The organism is Paenibacillus sp. FSL R5-0473 (assembly GCF_038004565.1).
In the GTDB taxonomy this organism is placed as follows: Bacteria; Bacillota; Bacilli; order Paenibacillales; family Paenibacillaceae; genus Paenibacillus; species Paenibacillus amylolyticus.
On record NZ_JBBORL010000001.1, the window covers coordinates 6,706,605 to 6,726,215 of the forward strand.

The 19,611-nt window shown below is 41.5% G+C and carries 10 protein-coding genes; 9 read left to right on the forward strand and 1 reads right to left on the reverse strand.

Going from position 1 to position 19,611, the window contains the following annotated elements; translation table 11 throughout:
• Window positions 1-102 precede the first annotated feature (102 nt).
• The 3 genes from MKY28_RS29330 to galU all read left to right on the forward strand — a co-directional run bounded on the left by MKY28_RS29330 (window position 103) and on the right by galU (window position 7,506).
• Window positions 103-2,616, forward strand: a complete 2,514-nt coding sequence (locus MKY28_RS29330; RefSeq protein WP_340937737.1) for a U32 family peptidase — start codon at window positions 103-105, stop codon at window positions 2,614-2,616.
• Between the two features lie 104 nt (window positions 2,617-2,720).
• The gene (locus MKY28_RS29335) at window positions 2,721-6,371 is read left to right on the forward strand and encodes a DEAD/DEAH box helicase (protein ID WP_340937738.1); all 3,651 of its coding nucleotides are present in this window, start codon (window positions 2,721-2,723) and stop codon (window positions 6,369-6,371) included.
• Between the two features lie 256 nt (window positions 6,372-6,627).
• Window positions 6,628-7,506, forward strand: a complete 879-nt coding sequence (gene galU / locus MKY28_RS29340) for a UTP--glucose-1-phosphate uridylyltransferase GalU (protein ID WP_076254112.1) — start codon at window positions 6,628-6,630, stop codon at window positions 7,504-7,506.
• A 99-nt stretch (window positions 7,507-7,605) separates the two neighbouring features.
• Here the strand turns inward: galU and MKY28_RS29345 are convergent, their stop codons facing one another.
• Entirely contained in the window at window positions 7,606-10,071 is a 2,466-nt protein-coding gene (locus MKY28_RS29345; protein ID WP_340937739.1) for an O-antigen ligase family protein, read from the reverse strand.
• Between the two features lie 108 nt (window positions 10,072-10,179).
• On the opposite strand from MKY28_RS29345, the gene MKY28_RS29350 reads away from it, so the two are divergent.
• From MKY28_RS29350 to MKY28_RS29375, 6 genes are read left to right on the forward strand one after another with little or no spacing between them, the layout of a single operon-like run.
• Complete coding sequence (locus tag MKY28_RS29350; RefSeq protein WP_076254116.1) at window positions 10,180-10,974, forward strand: ABC transporter permease; 795 nt, start codon at window positions 10,180-10,182, stop codon at window positions 10,972-10,974.
• Window positions 10,975-10,993: 19 nt separating this feature from the next.
• Window positions 10,994-12,277 carry an ABC transporter ATP-binding protein gene (locus tag MKY28_RS29355; RefSeq protein ID WP_076254118.1) on the forward strand — a complete coding sequence of 428 codons (1,284 nt, stop codon included), beginning with the start codon at window positions 10,994-10,996 and terminating at the stop codon, window positions 12,275-12,277.
• 15 nt (window positions 12,278-12,292) lie between these two features.
• Window positions 12,293-13,174: a class I SAM-dependent methyltransferase gene (locus MKY28_RS29360; protein ID WP_076254120.1), complete on the forward strand. Its 882-nt coding sequence runs from the start codon at window positions 12,293-12,295 to the stop codon at window positions 13,172-13,174.
• Between the two features lie 12 nt (window positions 13,175-13,186).
• Window positions 13,187-16,450, forward strand: a complete 3,264-nt coding sequence (locus MKY28_RS29365; protein ID WP_076254122.1) for a glycosyltransferase — start codon at window positions 13,187-13,189, stop codon at window positions 16,448-16,450.
• 11 nt (window positions 16,451-16,461) lie between these two features.
• Complete coding sequence (locus MKY28_RS29370) at window positions 16,462-17,838, forward strand: mannose-1-phosphate guanylyltransferase/mannose-6-phosphate isomerase (protein ID WP_076254124.1); 1,377 nt, start codon at window positions 16,462-16,464, stop codon at window positions 17,836-17,838.
• Window positions 17,831-19,597 carry a hypothetical protein gene (locus MKY28_RS29375; protein ID WP_076254126.1) on the forward strand — a complete coding sequence of 589 codons (1,767 nt, stop codon included), beginning with the start codon at window positions 17,831-17,833 and terminating at the stop codon, window positions 19,595-19,597. The genes MKY28_RS29370 and MKY28_RS29375 overlap by 8 nt, the downstream gene beginning before the upstream one ends.
• The last annotated feature ends 14 nt before the right edge of the window (window positions 19,598-19,611 follow it).

Consider the following 19,611-nt stretch of genomic DNA (forward strand, 5'->3'; position numbering starts at 1 on the left):
GCAGGTGTACCCGATAAGGTGCAGTCTTAGGCTTAGTATGTTCAGACGTTTAGGGATATAGGGATGAAATCCGGCGGATAGCCGGTTATGGGGAGGATCTACATGAAAACAGCAACAATACGAAGAGAAGACGTTGAACTTCTGGCACCGGCTGGTGACTGGGATTGTATGCGTTCGGCGGTAGCTAATGGCGCAGATGCAATTTTCTTCGGAGTCGAAAAGTTTAATGCACGGGCACGGGCGAACAATTTCCGTATGGACGAGCTGCCGGAGATAATGGCGTTTTTGCACAGTTATGGCGTAAAAGGTTTTTTGACCTTTAATATATTGATTTTTGAAAATGAATTGACGGATGCCAAAGAACTGATTGACGCTTGTGTCGATGCAGGTGTGGATGCTGTAATTGTTCAGGATTTGGGTTTGGTGAAGATGATCCGCGAGATATCACCGGATTTCCCGATTCACGGTTCAACACAGATGACAATTACGTCTCCGGAAGCGGTAGAGTTTACGAAGCCGTTTGATATGGAACGTGTCGTTCTGGGACGGGAGAACAACCTGAAGCAGATCCAGAAGATCGGTGAGCAGGCAAAACTTCCAATGGAAGTATTTGTTCATGGTGCGCTGTGTGTATCCTACTCGGGGCAGTGTCTTACTTCCGAAATGTGGGGAGGACGTTCGGCGAACCGTGGGGAGTGCGCACAAGCTTGTCGTCTTCCATATGACCTGATGGTGGATGGGGTACACAAACCGATGGGTGATGTAGCCTATCTGTTGTCTCCGAAAGATCTGGCAGCGATTGACCTGATGCCGGAACTGATCGAAGCAGGAGTAACTTCTTTCAAAATTGAAGGACGTCTCAAAACGCCGGAATACGTAGCAAACGTAGTAAGCAAATATCGTAAAGCGATTGACCGTTATTTTGATGGAGATAACACACCGCCAAGCAAGGAAGAAGTTCGCGAATTGCAGCAAAGCTTCTCCCGTGGATTCACACATGGTTTCCTGAGCGGTACAAACAACAAAGAACTGGTGGATGGAACGTTCCCGAAAAGCCGTGGTGTCTACCTTGGTCGTGTAGATCAAGTGTTGCGCGATGGTGTGGTCCTGAAACTGGATGCACCTGTGAAACGTGGAGACGGAATTGTATTTGACGCCGGAGACCCGACTCAGAAGGAAGAGGGCGGACGGGTATACGATGTGCGTCGCAAAGGCGTAAAACTCGAAGGCGAAGCCGAAGAGGGCTGGATCGTTGACGTTGTGCCAGGCCGCAGTGACGTAGATCTGCGCCGCGTGAAAGTTGGCGACAAAGTGTGGAAAACGAATGACCCGGCGCTGGACAAACGTCTGCGTCAAAGCTTCGAGACCGAGAAGCCGTACCGTGTATTCCCGGTGAAGGTGAAGGTCATCGGCAGCCCGGGGCAGCCGCTTAGCACATGGTGGACAGACGTGCAGAAATGCACGACCGTCCGTATTGATTCCGAGATGGAACTGGACATCGCGCAGAAACGTCCAATGACACATGAATTGCTCGAAGAGCAGTTCGGACGTCTGGGAGGCACCGTGTTCCAGTTGGAAGGAATGGACGTCAACTTGCACGGTGACGTCATCATCCCAATGCGCGAGTTGAATAACATTCGCCGTCAGGCGGTAGAACAACTCGCGGGCGAACGCCCTAAACCACCCGTCTACGTCAAACGGGCGGTAGATGTGTACGGCGATTCGGTTAAACCGGCATCTCCAGTCGCTCGCGGTCAAGCAGAACTGACCGCACTCTGCCGCAGCCTGCCACAAGTGGAGGCAGCGATTGAAGCAGGAATCGGTATGATCTATGCCGACTTCGAGTTTATCAAACAGTTCCCGGCAGCCGTGGGAGCTGTGCATGCCGCTGGTCGCAAGATCGCGCTGGCAACACCGCGTATTCATATGCCTGGGGAGAACGGATATCATAACAACATCCTGCGTCTGAAGCCGGATGCGGTATTGGTTCGTAATACAGGCGCACTGTACTTCTACCTGCGCCACCGGATGGAAAACCCGGATGCGAAGCACCCGGAACTGATCGGCGACTTCTCATTGAACATCGCCAATCACAAAGCAGTAGAATTGTTCCTGGAAGCCGGATGTGACTGGATTACGCCATCCTATGACCTGAACATTCAACAAATGGTTGATTTGCTGGGTCACTCCCGTACAAGTCAGACCGAAGTGGTTATCCATCAGCATCTGCCGATGTTCCACACCGAGCACTGTGTGTATTGTACGTTCATGAGTGAGGGTACGGACTTCACGAACTGTGGCCGTCCTTGTGAGGAACAGCGTGCATCACTGCAAGACCGGATTGGCATGTCCCACCCGGTACGTGTGGATGAAGGTTGCCGTAATACGGTGTACAATGCAGTGGAACAGTCAGGTGCCGAGTATCTGACCAACTTTATGGATCTGGGTGTATCCCGTTACCGTGTGGAATTCCTGGAAGAGACACCGGAGCAGGTACGCGAAGTAATTGATCTGTACAACCGCGCACTGCGCGGCGAGATCAGTGGTACACAAGTGTGGAAAACACTCAAAGCAACAAACCAACTGGGCGTTACACGTGGCCAATTGGTGAAATAACGATTGTATGGTACAACAACAGTTACAAGCATGAAGGAACCCCAAACTCTGCTTCAAGGAGCTCTTGGGGTTTTTTTACATCATGACACAGGAGGCGAAGAAGCGTGGCGCCATTCACAATTATGGATATCAAATTGCTGTGCGGGGTCACGGCATTCAAGCGCGGAGAAGATTATAACCAATCTGGCAGGGTGACCAATCTGGTGGTCGGTGAGGATCAGCTTCATTATGAAGCTCAGGTACGTGGATCGGAGCGTTATCAGGTGACGGTGGATATAGATGGATCAGGTGAGATTGTGGCAGGCTGCAGTTGTCCGGGTGACGGCAGGCATTATGACTATTGCAAACATGTCGCTGCTGTCCTATTGGCTATTCACGAATGGGGTGAGCAGCAGGAGCGTAATGCCACGATTGCTTCGGGGAAGACCTCTCCGCCTTCTACAGGCCAAGGAGCCAATACCGGTTCCAGCTCAGGTTCCAAGTCCAGGGTTGGAACGTTGGTCGAAGAAAGCATATGGGAGCGACCACAGTCCGCTTCACAACGAGAGCAACTGAATGATGCTCCAGAGCGTTCTCCGGTTCATTTTGCCCAAGCAGGTCGGCCAAGCTCAGCTTCGGGGTGGGGCCGCTCGGCAGATAAACCTTCTTACCGTACGGCGGATCAGATTCTGTCCATGTTTGCCAAGGATCGGAGACCGCTGCATGGAAATGATCGTAAATACACTGCCCCTGTCAGCCGTTCCTCCCTGCGGGAAGAATTGCAGGTTCAGTTTATATGTAAGCTGACACAGGTTCACAAGGGTGGTGGGAAACTTGCTCTTGAATTGAAAGTGGGTAACAAACGTCTGTATGTGGTGCAGAAAGTGAAGCAATTCCTGAACTGTATCGAGAAGGGCGAGCCAATGTCATTTACCAAGCTGTTCCACTATGATCCATTGATGCATGTTTTCACTCCGCAGGATCAGGCCATTCTCTCGATGCTTATTCGAATGAGACAGAGTGAGGAGGCCTATCGCCAATCCATCTCCGGTTATCTGGGAGCTTCGGACGGACGGGATATACTGATTGCTCCGCTCGTATGGAAGCCATTGCTGGAATTACTACTACAGGCTGACAGCCGGATGGAGGGAACAGGATTTGCCAATGGACCACTCACACTGGGTGAGGGGGTACTTCCTTTATTTTACCGGATCGCCCAGGGAGCGAATGAAGGATATCAGCTTGAAATTTCGGGACTGCGTGAGCTGATTCTTCTTCCTGCTTATGATGCCGCCGTGGTGGAAGGACAGTTGCATATGTTGGAGCCGATGCAGATGCGAAGTCTGGAGGACTTGAGTGGGGCACTCACGTCGTATGGAATCAAGGAAAGCATCGATATTTCGACTCAGCAGGTGGATGAATTCGTACAGCATGTCGTGCCAGAACTGCGTACGCTCGGACATCTGTCCATTGATTCGCAGGTGCGTGAACAGATCGCGGAACCGGAACTTTCACCGAAGCTGTACATCGACTTCTATCGTGAACGTATTACAGCGCGTCTGGAATTCGACTATGAGGTCATGGTTATTAATCCGCTTGCCGAGTATTTGATAGATGAAGAAGAGAAAAAGGTTATTTTGGTGCGTGATCGATACAAAGAACGGAATCTCATTGAACGGCTCGATCGTTCTTTCCTGGAACGTGAGGGTAGCGTCTGGGCGAGCGAACGGGAAGATGCCATCTATGATGTTATGTATCATCTGTTGCCTGAGCTTGAGAAACAGGTAGATATCTATATGCCAAACGCCGTGAAGGCGATGGTGCAATCCTATCCAACACCGCCGAAAGTACGGGCAGATTTGGGAAGAGGATTGGACTGGCTGGAGATTTCATTTGAGATGGAAGGTGTGGACGAGCAGGAGCTTCAAGAACTCATGCGTCGCATTGTGGAAAAGAAACCGTATTTCCGTCTCAAGAGCGGTGTCTTTCTTTCACTTGAAAATGAAGGTGCAGATAGCTTCGCTCACATGGCCGATTCACTTGGGCTGGGAGAAGATGACATCAAGAGCAGCCATATCCGGCTGCCAGCTGTTCGGGCGTTACAATTGCCGGGTAGGGATGAAGTCTCCGCTCATGTGAAATGGGGAGGTTCTCTGAAACGTTTCCTCGATGATCTCCGTGATCCCGAGCGGATGGATTTTGCATTACCAAAAGCGTTGACGCCCATCTTGCGGGATTATCAGAATAGCGGATACCAGTGGCTGCGTACTCTCGCTTATTATCGTTTTGGCGGCATTCTGGCGGATGATATGGGACTTGGAAAAACATTGCAAAGCATCGCCTATATCACAGCGGTTCTTCAGGAGAAGCCTGAGTACAACATTGAACATACGGGCGGTGATAAATACCGGGAGAGCGGATCATTACGGGGCGGTGAAACGTTGGCGACTTCCAACATTGATTCCGAAACTGGGCTCCCATTGGATAAGATGGATTCAGAGAATACGGATGGCCTATGGTCCACGATGCAGCAGGATGGACTGACAATCCGAACGAGGGTCATTCATCCCCCGGTACTTGTCGTGGCGCCTGCCTCGCTAACCTATAACTGGGCTAATGAGTTTGCACGGTTTGCCCCGCATCTGAAAGTCCTGATCGCAGCCGGTCAGAAAGAAGAGCGAGCCAATATGCTTTCTGGAATGGATGAGGCAGATGTGATTGTGACGTCGTATCCTCTGTTGCGACGGGATTTGGATACCTACCTGGGCCGAACCTTTCATACGCTCATTCTGGATGAAGCTCAGGCAATCAAAAATGCTTCTTCTCAGACAGCGCAGGCAGTCAAACAGATTCAGGCCCCGCGTCGTTTTGCACTCACAGGAACACCTGTGGAGAACTCGCTGGATGAATTGTGGTCCATTTTTGAAGCGGTATTCCCTGGGTTGTTTCCAAGTTACAGAAGATTCCGCGACCTTCCTCCGGAACGGATCTCCCGGATGGTGCGTCCGTTTATTCTGCGCCGCTTGAAGAAGGATGTGTTGGAAGAATTGCCTGATCGAATTGAAACGGTACAGCGGTCAGAGCTTACGGTTGAACAGAAGAAACTGTACGCCGCATATCTCTCCCAGCTTCAGGATGAAGCATCGAAGGACATGGAGGATAACGGATTCCAGAAGAATCGTATCAAAATTCTGGCAGGCATCACGCGCCTGCGTCAGTTGTGTTGTCATCCGGCCCTCTTTGTTGAAGGCTATCAAGGCGATTCTGGCAAAATGGAACAGTTGCTTGAAACGGTCGAAGATTGTTTGGCTTCAGGGAAACGAATCCTCATCTTCTCCCAATTTGCGAGCATGTTGAACCTGATTCGTCAGACCCTTGCGGCACAGGGAAGGAATCTGTTCTACCTCGATGGTCAGACACCTGCACAGAGCCGGGTTGAGATGTGTCACAGATTTAATGAGGGCGAAGCTGAACTGTTCTTAATCTCCCTGAAAGCTGGAGGTACCGGATTAAACTTAACAGGGGCAGATACCGTTATATTATATGATCTGTGGTGGAATCCTGCCGTGGAAGAACAGGCCATTGGGCGAGCCCATCGCATGGGACAGAAACAAGTCGTGCAAGTTATCCGTCTGGTTACCGAAGGTACGATCGAAGAGAAGATTTTGGAACTCCAGCAGCGGAAGAAGGACTTGATTGCCGAAGTGATCGAACCGGGAGACGGAGGATCGACGACCTTATCCGAACAGGATATCCGCGAATTGTTGATGGTATAATGGAGTCCAAGCATCGTAGCAATAAGAATCATTAAATATATGAATCTATACAAGTTGAACTAATCATTTACACGAGAAACGTAGAGGACAAAAAAAGCTGGAGAAGCGTAGCGTTCGCCTTTATCACCAGATTTCACCTTTGTAAAAGTGAATTAAAAAATCTGGGGATAACAGCGATCGGAAGGTTGTTCTGTCATCGTAGTGTCATTGTAAATAATCTTTAGTTCAACTTGTTTAGCAAAAGGAGTGGGTTCGTGTGCGTATTCGCAAAGCGATTATTCCAGCCGCAGGGCTGGGTACCCGGTTTCTGCCTGCCACCAAGGCGATGCCTAAGGAAATGCTGCCCATCGTGGACAAGCCAACGATCCAGTACATTATTGAAGAAGCCGTAGCTTCTGGCATTGAAGATATCATTATTGTGACAGGTAAAGGGAAGCGGGCCATTGAAGATCACTTCGATTATTCTTTTGAGCTGGAGCAGAATCTGGCGGACAAACAGAAGTGGGACTTGCTTAACGAAGTACGCAAACCCTCCGAGATGGCAGATATCCATTATATCCGTCAAAAGGAACCGAAGGGACTTGGTCACGCCATCTGGTGTGCCCGCAAGTTTATCGGCAACGAACCTTTTGCCGTCCTGTTAGGGGACGATATTGTGGAAGCGGAACATCCCTGCCTGAAGCAGATGATCGATGTCTACGATGAACTGCAATCTCCGATTGTAGGTGTACAGCCTGTTGATTGGAGCGAGGTATCCCGCTATGGGATAGTGGACGGAGAGTTGCTGACCCCTACCGATGATCGTGTCTTTCGGGCCCGCCGCTTAATTGAGAAACCAAAGACTGAAGATTCCCCGTCTAACCTTGCTATTATGGGACGTTACATTCTTACACCGGATATCTTTGAGATACTAGGTCAACAATCTGCTGGCGTTGGGGGCGAAATTCAGCTAACGGATGCCTTGTCCCGATTGAATGAACAGCGACAAATTCTTGCTTATCATTTTGATGGGTTACGTCATGATGTTGGTGAAAAGTTGGGCTTTATTGAGACATCGATTCACTACGCAATGCAACGCCCGGATCTGAGGGAGGATTTGTTGGCGTATTTAAAGAAGATAGTGGCGTCGAACTAACACATCCCTAATGAATTAGATCACAAAAAAGGTGTGCCCTTTGATGAAGGCAAACCTTTTTTGTGTGGAATTATAGAGGACCACTAGTGCATTTTGTTATTAGAAATTCAGTTCTGCTATCTGTTTAATCTCGTCTGCTTCGTTAGGTGCGACAGCGATAAGCTTATCATATATAGCTTGATCTTGTTGCCCATCCTTCGTTAGAGCGGCAAGGTACCAACGAGCAATTTCACGGTTGGTAGCATCGGTCAGATCCTCTGCAATCCCACCCTTAAGGATAGTAGCTGCTCCAGCAGAATCGTTTAACATGTATTTTATTTTCCCCGCGTTCAGAATCATTGTTGGAGTCAGCTCGAACGGCTGTCCTTGAAGTTGTCCTTCAGGGAGGGTCTGTAGATGTTCTACTCCATCAACAACATGCTGATAGGCTTCCAGACCTGAAGTGAAATAAGATTCCTTCTTAGCTGCATCGCCTTGTCCAAGTGCTTGATAACCAAGATCGAATGAACGGCTTATCAGTGTTTCGTACCAAGCCATATCCCAGACATAATTGGCCGCATATTCTTTTTGGAGTGCATACGCTTGGTCAAACTCACCCTTCAATTCGTCTAAACTTATGAGTTGCTTAACCATACCTTTATTAAAGGGCTCTGCTTCAAGACCACGCTGGAGCAACTGTGCTGAGGCTGTATAGAACTGATCATCTTTTGTTTGCTCATAGCCTTGTTGATACAGGGAAGCCAGCATCAGCAAGGAGTCTGAATGTGTGCTTCGAATCGAAAGATCTTTTTCCAGTGGAGCTTTGATCATCTGGAAGTCTTGGCTCGTTTGAGCTACCTCCTTAGCCTCGTAGGCATATTGATTCGCTTGCAGGAAACGAATAGACATAATGAGCAGAACGATTACAGCTACTCCCGAAATCGAACTGTAGATTCCGCGTGCGGTGGAGTCGCTCATCTTCAATCGACGCATCGGCTTGGGGTCCATGGCAGCAGCCATACCGCCGAGTCCAAGGAATACCAAGATTCCAATAAAGACATAACTCATATTGAAATCGAGAAGGCTCAATACCAGAATGGACATCGATAGAATGAAGTACACAAAATGCGATTCGCGTTCTTCCTCACTCCGTTTTAAATAAGCACGCACATATTGATAGAATACAAAGAGAATAAATGCCATAAAAACAACAAAGCCTATGATCCCGACCTCAACCAGATATTGCATGAAGAAGTTGTGAGCCTGGGCGCTAATATAAGGATTGTTCTGGTACTTCTCATACAAGGCGGTCCAAGCGCCACCGCCCGCACCAATGACTGGGTAGTCTGCAAATAACTTTGTAGCATCTTTATAAAATGTAATCCGCTCCAGCACACTGTGCTGTTGGAAATTGATATTTTCAAGCCGTGTGCTGATGCTATCAGGTAAAATATTTCGCACACTCGTACCGAGCAGAAGCACGGAAACAACAACTGTGAGAATAACCGATCCTAGTGGAATCCATAAACTGGAGCCTTTTCGAGCTGACCAGGATTGAATGCCATGCTCTAGTTGTGGTGCGATCCAACGCTGGATAACCCAACTTACTATTGCCACAATGATGGATGCTGCTAACAGATAAATCCAACCCTTGGCTGCGAGTGAGCCGGAAAATTGTAGTTGCAATTCAAGTCCTGCTGTATTTATTGGATTCAATACAACCAGTGTGCCGATTGCGGCTACTCCGCTATAGATAAACCATAGAATTTGTTTAGCGGGTTTTAACAATAATAACAGTATAACGAACACAATCGGAAGCATGACAAGCCCAGTCCGGGAAAGTGTCAGCAGTAGCGACAAAATAATAGGTACAAGCATAAAACTATGTAGAAACTGCGTGTACACTTTTTTGGAACGGATCATACTAAAAATGGTGATAAATAAAAATGCCATCAGGAATGCGGCGTATGTATTAGGATACTGAAATACTGATGCAAGTCGTGGTCCATTTGAATCATTCCAGATCGCTTGGTTGTATACACCGTTAATAACTCCTGCAGAAAACCACCCCACCAGCTTGCCTGCGAAACTGAAGGCTCCCAGCCAGTTTAACAAACCAAAACCAACAATAACATATGCAATTCCTATTAAAGAAGATTGTATGATATGATTGATTTTGTTGTTTTGAAGCAGGTACATCGTCATCACAAAAATTATCGCATAAATGCACTGGATGAGGATCATATTGACTGCCAAATATTCCGATGCAGCATTGATGAGGGATAGTACATAGGTAAGTGGAATCAATAGCACGGCCACTTTGAGCCAATCTTGCTGTGTTTCTAACTTGATTTGTTTGAAGTAAATGGCCACCCAGATGATAAATAGGAGGATAGTGATTGCAACCGCCCAATAAATGGGAGCTTCAAATTGCAGCAATTGCCCATTGAATAGCGCAACTTGAAAAGCGGACCAGAGTAAAAATAAGATAAGTCCTATGGTTAATGACCTTTTTAGAAGTGGAGACGAACCAAGCGTGGCTTTGTTCGACGTCTTCTTCGTTTTCCCGTATACTGGATTCGACAAGATTGAAGTCTCCTTTGCTTGTAGATACGACATTATTTTAGCATAGGTATGTAAACACCGCTACTTTCTAAAGGCTGTTAAATTTATAGAAATGAGGTTCATGTGTGAATGTTATCTAGATGGAATGATGAGTTTATTACAAAATATAGATTTGTTGCTGAACTTACAAAGAAAGATTTTAAAACAAGATATGTCGGATCTTTTTTAGGAATACTGTGGGCCTTTATCCAACCTATGATTCAAATCATTATTTTTTGGTTTGTTTTTCAAGTTGGATTCAAATCAACACCGATTGATGATTTCCCATTTATATTATGGCTAATTTCAGCTATGATTCCGTGGTTTTTTATTTCAGATTCTATTCAAGGAGCGACTACATCTATTACAGATAATAGTTATTTGGTGAAAAAGGTCGTTTTCAAAGTGAGTCTCTTACCGATTGTAAAGATTTATTCTGCCTTATGGGTTCATCTGTTCTTTGTTGCAGTTATTTTTTTAATGTTTAGTATCTATGGTTACTTCCCGAATGTTTATAATGTCCAGGTGTTATATTATGTTTTTTGTATTTCAGTATTAGTGTTGGGGATTTCTTGGATTACATCATCTTTGATAATCTTTTTTAAAGATATGGGACAAATCGTATCTACAGTTCTACAGTTTGGATTTTGGTTAACTCCTATATTCTATTCACTGGATATTATTCCTCAGAAATATGCTTTTCTTTTGAAAATAAACCCTGCCTTCTATATTATTCAGGGTTACAGAGATACCTTTATTTATAAGTCATGGTTCTGGGAGCATCCAAAACTAACAGTCTACTTCTGGTTATGTACTATAGTTATATTAGTAGTGGGAAGAACCATGTTTAAAAAACTTCGTCCGCATTTTGCAGACGTACTTTGATAAGGGAGAAAATAAAAGCATGAATTCAGATGTTGCTATTAAAGTTGAGGGCGTAACTAAGACATATAAAATATATGAGAATCCTATTGATCGTTTAAAAGAGGGCTTGAATCCTTTTAAAAAAGATTATCATCGAGATTTCAATGCGTTGAATCAAGTGTCATTTGAACTCAAAAAGGGAGATGCACTTGCTATTATAGGTAAGAATGGTTCTGGTAAATCGACACTGCTTAAGATTATAACAGGAGTCCTTACGCCTTCTAGTGGGAAAGTTGCAGTTAATGGGAAAATATCAGCGTTGTTAGAACTGGGAGCAGGTTTTAATCCTGAATATACCGGCTTAGAGAATATATATTTAAATGGAACCATAATGGGCTATTCTAAAGAGCAAGTAGATGAGAAAATAGAGGATATTTTAAATTTTGCGGATATAGGCGAGTTTATTAAGCAGCCTGTCAAGTCCTACTCTAGTGGAATGTTTGCTCGACTGGCTTTCGCTGTTGCCATTAATGTCGACCCAGATATATTAATTGTTGATGAGGCTCTATCTGTAGGAGATATTCACTTCCAGGCTAAATGTTACAGGAAATTTGACGAGTTTAAGGAAAAAGGGAAAACCATTTTATTTGTATCTCATTCACTAGATAGCGTGATTCGATACTGTAACACCGCGATCCTACTTGATGAGGGCCAGCTTATAGATCAAGGTTCTCCTAAAGAAATGGTTGATATTTACAAAAGGATTCTTACCAAAAATTTCACTTCAACTACCACTACTTCTCAACCTGAGGTTCAAATGAATGAAGAGAGAAAAGAGATAAGTACGAACTGGAAACTTGAAATGGACATACATCCTGATTTTATAGACTATGGTGATAAAAAAGCTGAAATTATTGATTTTGGCATGTTTGATCAGTTAAATACATTGAATAATTCTTTTCAAAGTGATGAAATTACAACATTTAGAATTAGAGTTCGTTTTAACTCTAGTGTATCGAATCCTATTTTTGCCTTCGTTATCAAGGACATTAAAGGTATGGAGATTGCTGGAACAAACACGTGGTATAATGGAGAATTTACAGGTGATTACAATTCGGGTGATGAGGTAGTGGTTTCTTTCTCGCATCAACTGAATTTACAAGGTGGTACTTATACATTATCGTTCGGTTGTACGGGATATGAAAATGATGAACTGGTAGTTTATCACCGACTATATGATGTTATTTTTTTTAGAGTTGTTTTATTGAAATCTATCGTTGGAATAGCGGACTTAAATACTAAAATACAACTAGACCGATTATAGAAAGGAGAGTTAACGTTGAAACTCAACCTAGATTACTATAATGGGAAAGATCTTTATAGTGATGGAGAAGTAGAAGATAAACTGCTTCATATAACTAAAAATCATAAGTCCTTTCATAATGTTCTTAAAGAAAATTCCAGTTGGCCTATTCTATACCATCTATCTCCAATTAGATCCAACCTTCTTGAATGGTATCCATTTAATGAAAGAGCGTCTTTACTGGAAATCGGAGCGGGATGTGGAGCAATTACTGGACTTTTAAGTGAAAAGGTAAATAAAGTAACTGCTATTGAACTTTCAAAAAAAAGAGCAGAAATTCTTGCGAACAGATATGAGGACCGTGAAAATATAGAAGTAATTGTTGGTAATTTTGAAGATATACCTTTTGATAGGAAATTTGATTATATTACACTCATCGGAGTGTTAGAGTATTCTGGAAAATATGGGGAGGGGTCCTCCCCATATTTTGATTTTTTGAAAAAGGCAAAATCAATGCTTAGTCCTAATGGGACTCTTATTATTGCGATTGAAAATAAATATGGACTGAAGTATTGGGCTGGAGCTACTGAGGATCATACCGGGCAATGGTTTGATGGTATTGAGCATTATGTGGGAAATGATGAAGTTAGGACGTTCAGTAAAAAAGAGATTGAAGAGTTATTGAAAAAGGCTGGATTTTTTAATAATGATTTTTATTACCCAATGCCGGATTATAAGTTGCCATCTCAAGTGTTCTCTGACAGCTATTTACCAAAGCCAGGTGATCTTAAAATTACACCGAACTTCGACCGTGATAGGTTACTTTTATTTAACGAAAAAATTACCTTTGATAATATAATTCAGAATGAGATGTTTCCTTTTTTCTCTAACTCGTTTCTGATATTTTCGAAAGAATGAGGGGATTGTTTCATGAAAGTTATATATTCTAAATTCAATAGGGAACGGCTGCCCCAATACCAGACATCTACTATTGTGTATATTGATAAGGTGGGGGGGATATTCGCACAAAAAAAAGCTCTGACCAAAGAGGCTTATTCCCATATAAGCAGTATTCACGATAATTATATCAAATTAAGATTAATAATGAATGATATAAAAATAGCAGAATCGCATTTGGAAGAAAATGTTATTACCTTTGAGTATATTAATTCTCCTAGTCTTGATTCCTTATTGTTTGAGGAAATAATAGATGGTAACAAAAACAAGATATTTTCTTATTTGAACCAATACAAGTTGATGGTGCTTCAACAACCGCTTGTTTATAATGAAAGTTTTGAATCCGGAACAACGTTTAAAGAAGTGTTTGGACTCGAACCTCCGTTTTCTAATGTGATGTGTCAAAGGATATCCAACTTGGACTTAACTTTTGAAAATGTAACTCTTGATAAAGGACAATTTACTGTAATAGATTATGAATGGGTATTCGAAATGTTGGTACCTGTAGATTTTATTCTGTATAGAAGTATAAATGAATTTTATGCTAAGTACGCAGACTATCTGAGTCACCTTGCAAAAAAGGAAGAGTTCCTTCTCTTTTTTGGAATAAATTTGGATTATATTCAGATCTTTGAGCAAATGGAAGAAGGGTTCCAACGCTATGTCTTTGGAGAAGGTAGAGAATATCAAAATGCTCAAAGAGTACTAAAAGACACAAGCACTCTAGAAGATGTCCTTTCTGTCCAATTCGAGATTAATAAAAAAGATGAAGAACTACAGCTATTAAATGTAAAACTTAATCAAATTCAGAAGGATGTTTATCAACAAGTTTCTTCGCTACACTCAGAAATATCCTCAAAAGACAACACAATAAACGAGCTTACCAAACAAAGGGGAGAATCTGAGGTTCAACTTGTAGCAAAAGAAAAGGAAATAATGGATTTTAAACAAGAAATAAAAAATAAGGATGGCCACATCAATCAACTACTCGAAAGTGAACGGAAATTAGAGAATGTTTATTCCTCTCGTGGCTGGCGTATTTTAAGTAAATATTACTCTGTGAGAGACAGGGTGGTGCCACAAAATTCAAAGAGAAAGGTATTATTAAAACTTGCTTCAAAAACTTTGAAGAACCCAAGATTAATGCTTTCAAAGCTAAATAAAACAAATTTTAAAAAAATAAAATATTATTTGAATTCTGAAAAACCTTCCCAACTTATGAGTAGAATTGACTCCTATGTTGATCGTCATGATGACAATAACCAACAAACGGAACTGCAACTATATACTGTAACAAACTACGATGAGTTAGAGTTCAACCATTTTGAGAAACCTTTGGTATCTATTATTATACCTGTTTACAATCAATGGAAGTATACGTATTCTTGCCTCGCTTCTATACTGGAAAACACACCGGATCTAACATACGAAGTGATTATAGCAGATGACATGTCCACTGATGAGACAATTGATATTGAGAAAATAGTGAAAAATATTACTATAGTTAGAGATGGGGTAAATAGAGGGTTCCTGCTTAACTGTAATAATGCTGCCAAGTCAGCTCGTGGAAAATATGTGTTTTTTCTAAATAATGATACTAACGTCCAAGCAAATTGGCTGAGTTCTCTGGTAGAACTTATTGAGCCCGAACCTTCGATTGGTATGGTAGGGTCTAAACTTGTGTATCCAGATGGGAGATTACAGGAAGCTGGCGGAATTATTTGGAATGATGCAAGCGGTTGGAATTACGGCCGTTTGGATGATCCTGAGAAACCAGAATACAACTATGTGAAAGAAGCGGACTATATTTCCGGAGCTGCTATTTTGATTAGACACACGATATGGCAGGAGCTCGGAGGATTCGATGAAAGATATGTACCAGCTTATTTTGAGGATACAGATTTTGCATTTGAGGTTAGGCGCCTAGGCTATAAAGTGTTATTGCAACCTAAGTCTGTTATCGTGCATTTTGAGGGTATTTCGCATGGAACAGATACGAGTAACGGCATTAAAAGTTATCAAGTTACTAATAAAGAGAAGTTCATGGATAAATGGAAGGAAGAATTACTCAGAGATCAATTTCCTAATGCTGAACATATTTTTTGGGCCAAGGATCGAAGTAGGAATAGAAAAACCATTGTAGTCGTGGATCACTATGTGCCGCATTATGACAAAGATGCAGGTAGTAGAGCGACGTATTTCTATTTACAGTTATTTGTTTCGATGGGTTTCCATGTGATTTTCATAGGCGATAATTTCTTTAAACATGAGCCTTACACCTCGAACTTACAAGAACTTGGAATAGAAGTCTTATACGGAGACTATTATGCGAAAAATATAAACAAATGGATTAAAAATAATGGAGCCTATATTGATTATGTTTATCTTAATCGTCCACATATTTCTATAAAATACATGGAGACGTTTAAGAAATTCACTTCAGCGAAAATCATCTATTTCGGCCACGATCTTCATTTTCTTAGAGAAATGAGAAATTATGAATTAACGGGAAATACAAATCTTATGAAATCCTCAGAAGAGTGGAAGAAAACAGAGTTTTCCCTATTTAATGATGCTGATGTTATTCATGTAGTAGGTTCATATGAACAATCACTGCTTCAAAATGAGTTCCCGAATAAACCAGTAAGAAATATTCCGTTATTTCCGTATGAACATTCTTATAATTACGCTAAAAAGATTGAGGGCTTTGATGCTAGAAAAGATTTGCTATTTGTTGGCGGTTTTAACCATGCTCCGAATTATGACGGAATCGTATGGTTTTTGGATGAAATTTTCGATAGCATCAAAAGGTATATTCCAAATGTAAAGCTTTATATTGTGGGTTCCAATCCTCCTGATGATTTAAAAGCAAGATCCGCTGAGGATGTAATCGTTACTGGGTTTGTATCCGATGAAGAACTAGAGAGATATTATAATCAGTCCAAGCTTGTCATTGTGCCTCTACGTTATGGAGCGGGCGTTAAAGGAAAAGTAGTCGAAGCGATTTATTATCAAGTGCCTGTTATTACAACATCAATCGGTTCAGAAGGATTGGAAGAGTCTGAGATAGTAATGACAATAGCCAATGATGCGCAGCAGTTTGCTCATTCCGTCATTCAATTGTATCAAGACGAAACGATGTGGAATGCCCATTTCCAAGCATCAGTCCAATATATAGAAAAATATTTCACGCGAGAGGCTGCTAGTAAGATCCTTGCTCTCGATTTTAAAGACTAGGAGATACGAATATGATAAATGTTGTGTTATGCGGAGGGAATGGTACGCGGTTATGGCCGCTGTCTCGAACTTTGTATCCTAAACAATTTAATAAAATGATAGGAGACCGCTCTTTATTTCAAATGACCGCGGAGAGAAATGCCTCCCTTTGTGATCAAACATATATTGTATCTAACGAAGAACAGTATTTCTTGGCATTAGATCATCTTAATGAGTTAGAGATGAAAGCAGATAAATTTATCCTGGAGCCAGTCGGCCGGAATACCGCGCCGGCTATAGCTTTGGCTTGTTTTGCTGCAGAGGAAGATGAATTAGTATTGATTACACCATCTGATCATGTAGTTCAAAATCAGCAAGAATATAATCGTTGTCTTGAAACAGCCAAAGGACTGGCTCTTGAAGGATACATGGTAACCTTTGGGATCAACCCGAATTATCCTGAAACAGGTTACGGATACATAGAAGCGGATGGTCAGGATGTAGTTTCCTTTAAAGAAAAACCAGATCTATTAACTGCTGAAAGGTATTTGGAATCAGGAAACTTTTATTGGAATAGCGGAATGTTTCTATTCAAAGCAGGGGTATTCCTCAAGGAATTAGAGGCCTCAGCCAATGAGATTTATGATAGAACGCTCTTGGCTTTTAACAATGCAAGAGTCCATTACGACACCATTCGTATACTCAAAGAAGAGATGGAGGCCATACCTTCTAACAGTGTCGATTATGCGGTTATGGAGTACAGTACAAACGTAAAAGTGGTCTCTTCCGACATTGGATGGTCTGATCTTGGCAGCTTCGAAGCTTTATATGAACAACTGCCCAAAGATGAGGTAGGCAATTCTTTGGCTGATCATTATATTAGTGTTAATTCTTCACGTAATCTTATCCTGTCAAATGACAGGATGATTGCAACCATCGATGTGGAAGATCTTATGATTGTAGATACGCCTGATGCATTAATGATATCCAAACAAGGGTCTTCTCAAAAAGTAAAAGAAATCGTTACTGAACTGAAACGGAGAAAATCTAATCTTTGCGATAATCATGTTACTGCATACAGACCGTGGGGAAATCATACGGAGTTAGACATTTCACCGAACTATAAGATTAAAAAAGTGGTGGTGAAGCCAGGGGAAAAGCTTAGCGTCCAAAAACATTTCCACCGTAATGAGCATTGGATTGTTGTAAGCGGGACTGCTTTAATTACAGTGAATGGGGAACAGTCCCTGCTTCGAAGAAATGAATCTACCTTCATTCATATGGGCGATGAGCATACGGTCGAGAATCCAGGGAAGATCGATTTACATTTAATTGAGGTTCAAGTAGGGGAGTATATTGGGGAAGATGATGTTATAAGGTTGGAAGGAGAACGAGTTAACTTTGAATAAAAAAACAGGGAATTATCTAATTTTTACAGTTATATCTATACAATTTATTTTATATTTGTTATACGCATATAAGTCTTCAGCTAATATTTTTTTTCAAGATCAATTTGATCAAATACCCATCCTAGATGAGTTTTTCTCAGGAACTCTAACTTTCAATGATCTATGGCGTGCACACTTGGAACATCGGATTCTTGGGTATAACATTATTTCGCTAATGAACGCTATCTTTTTTAATTCTAATACCATGTATGAAATATACTTGGGTGCTGTGTGTTTGCTAATTACAGCATTTATTTTTTATAGAATTTATACAAGTTCAAGTGTCGAAAGAACGATGAGAACAGACATAACTTTTTCTGTAATCATATGTCTTATCTTTAGCTTGATTCAGTGGGAAAATATTGTTCTAAGCATTGGAATGAGTATAATGTTAAGAATGTTATTTTTTCTAATGGTTATGATTTCATTTGATCAGTATTTAAAAAAATACAATAATAAATCTTTAACTGTATTATTAATTTTTATCTTTTTTGCAATTCTGGTGTTTGGGGCAGGATATAGTCCTGCTTTGATTTTGAGTTTGGTTATAACTTTTGCAGTTATTCAGATTTCTGAGCATAAACTTTACGACAAAAGGAAGTGGTTGTTTTTAGGGGGGCTTACTCTTTATTGCATCCTATTATATGCCTTTTATTTCTATGGAATTTATGATGGAAATCATGTGTCGCAAAATACATCTATATTAGATAAGGCGCTAAATATATTAAGCCATCCTATAGATGCTACTAAATTCATCTTCGTCTCGATTGCTTCTAGCGTAATCGGAGTGAGCATATATGAAAAATATTTAAGTATTAACTTTATGATTTTTTTTGGTTTTTCTTTATTTGTTGCATATGTTTACTATATTTATTGTTTTTTCAAAAATAAGATCTATGAACGTACAATAGTGCCTTTTTTACTTATAGTATATTCTTTCATCATATTTGTTTTGATACTAGTTGCTCGCTTTAATTATGGATTAGATTATGGTGTCTCATCAAGATACACAACTGATACTCAATATGGAATAATTGGGTTGTTATGGATGTCTGCTACTATGTCGACAAATAGAAGTTTATCAAGATGGAACGTAAAGAAAATCATAAATCTAATGTTGGTTGCGGTAGTGTTCATTGCTTATTTATTTACTAATATCATTGAGTGGAAAACTTCCCCCTATAGAAAGATATATTTTGAAAACTTACAACAAATCGCACTTAACTATAGTAATTCTAGTAATGATGAGTTGAGTTTGTTCCAAAACCCTAATATAGAGGCTGTAATTAATGGGTTTAGGTTATTAGAAAAGAATCATTTGAATATTTTTTCGGAGAATAATAAAGTGAATTTCTTTAATGAATATCTAACCCCTAAATCGGGATGGTATGAGGAAGAGAATGGTGTAAGATGGACTAAAAAGGAGTTCGAGTTCCTTGTTAGACGGGATAGTATAACTACATTTAGTGAAGCTACCATATCTGGTTATATTCCTCCTGAGCAGAATAATGTGAAAATGTCCATTCTTATTGACGGACAACTCACTTTAGAGCAAGCAATGGATGAAGGAAGCTTTAGTATAAAGTTGCCGCTTAAACCAAACGTTGAATCCAATTCTATAAAAATTAAATTAAATTCCTCATTTACTCCCCAAAAGTCAGGAATCAATAATGACATAAGGGAACTCGGGGTATTGGTTACAAATATAACACCTCGATAGTGTTTAAAAGGAGT

Coding starts and splice junctions, on each gene's coding strand:
- MKY28_RS29330 (WP_340937737.1), top strand. CDS start 103: ATGAAAACAGCAACAATACGAAGAGAAGACGTTGAACTTCTGGCACCG.
- MKY28_RS29350 (WP_076254116.1), top strand. CDS start 10,180: ATGTTATCTAGATGGAATGATGAGTTTATTACAAAATATAGATTTGTT.
- MKY28_RS29355 (WP_076254118.1), top strand. CDS start 10,994: ATGAATTCAGATGTTGCTATTAAAGTTGAGGGCGTAACTAAGACATAT.
- MKY28_RS29365 (WP_076254122.1), top strand. CDS start 13,187: ATGAAAGTTATATATTCTAAATTCAATAGGGAACGGCTGCCCCAATAC.
- MKY28_RS29370 (WP_076254124.1), top strand. CDS start 16,462: ATGATAAATGTTGTGTTATGCGGAGGGAATGGTACGCGGTTATGGCCG.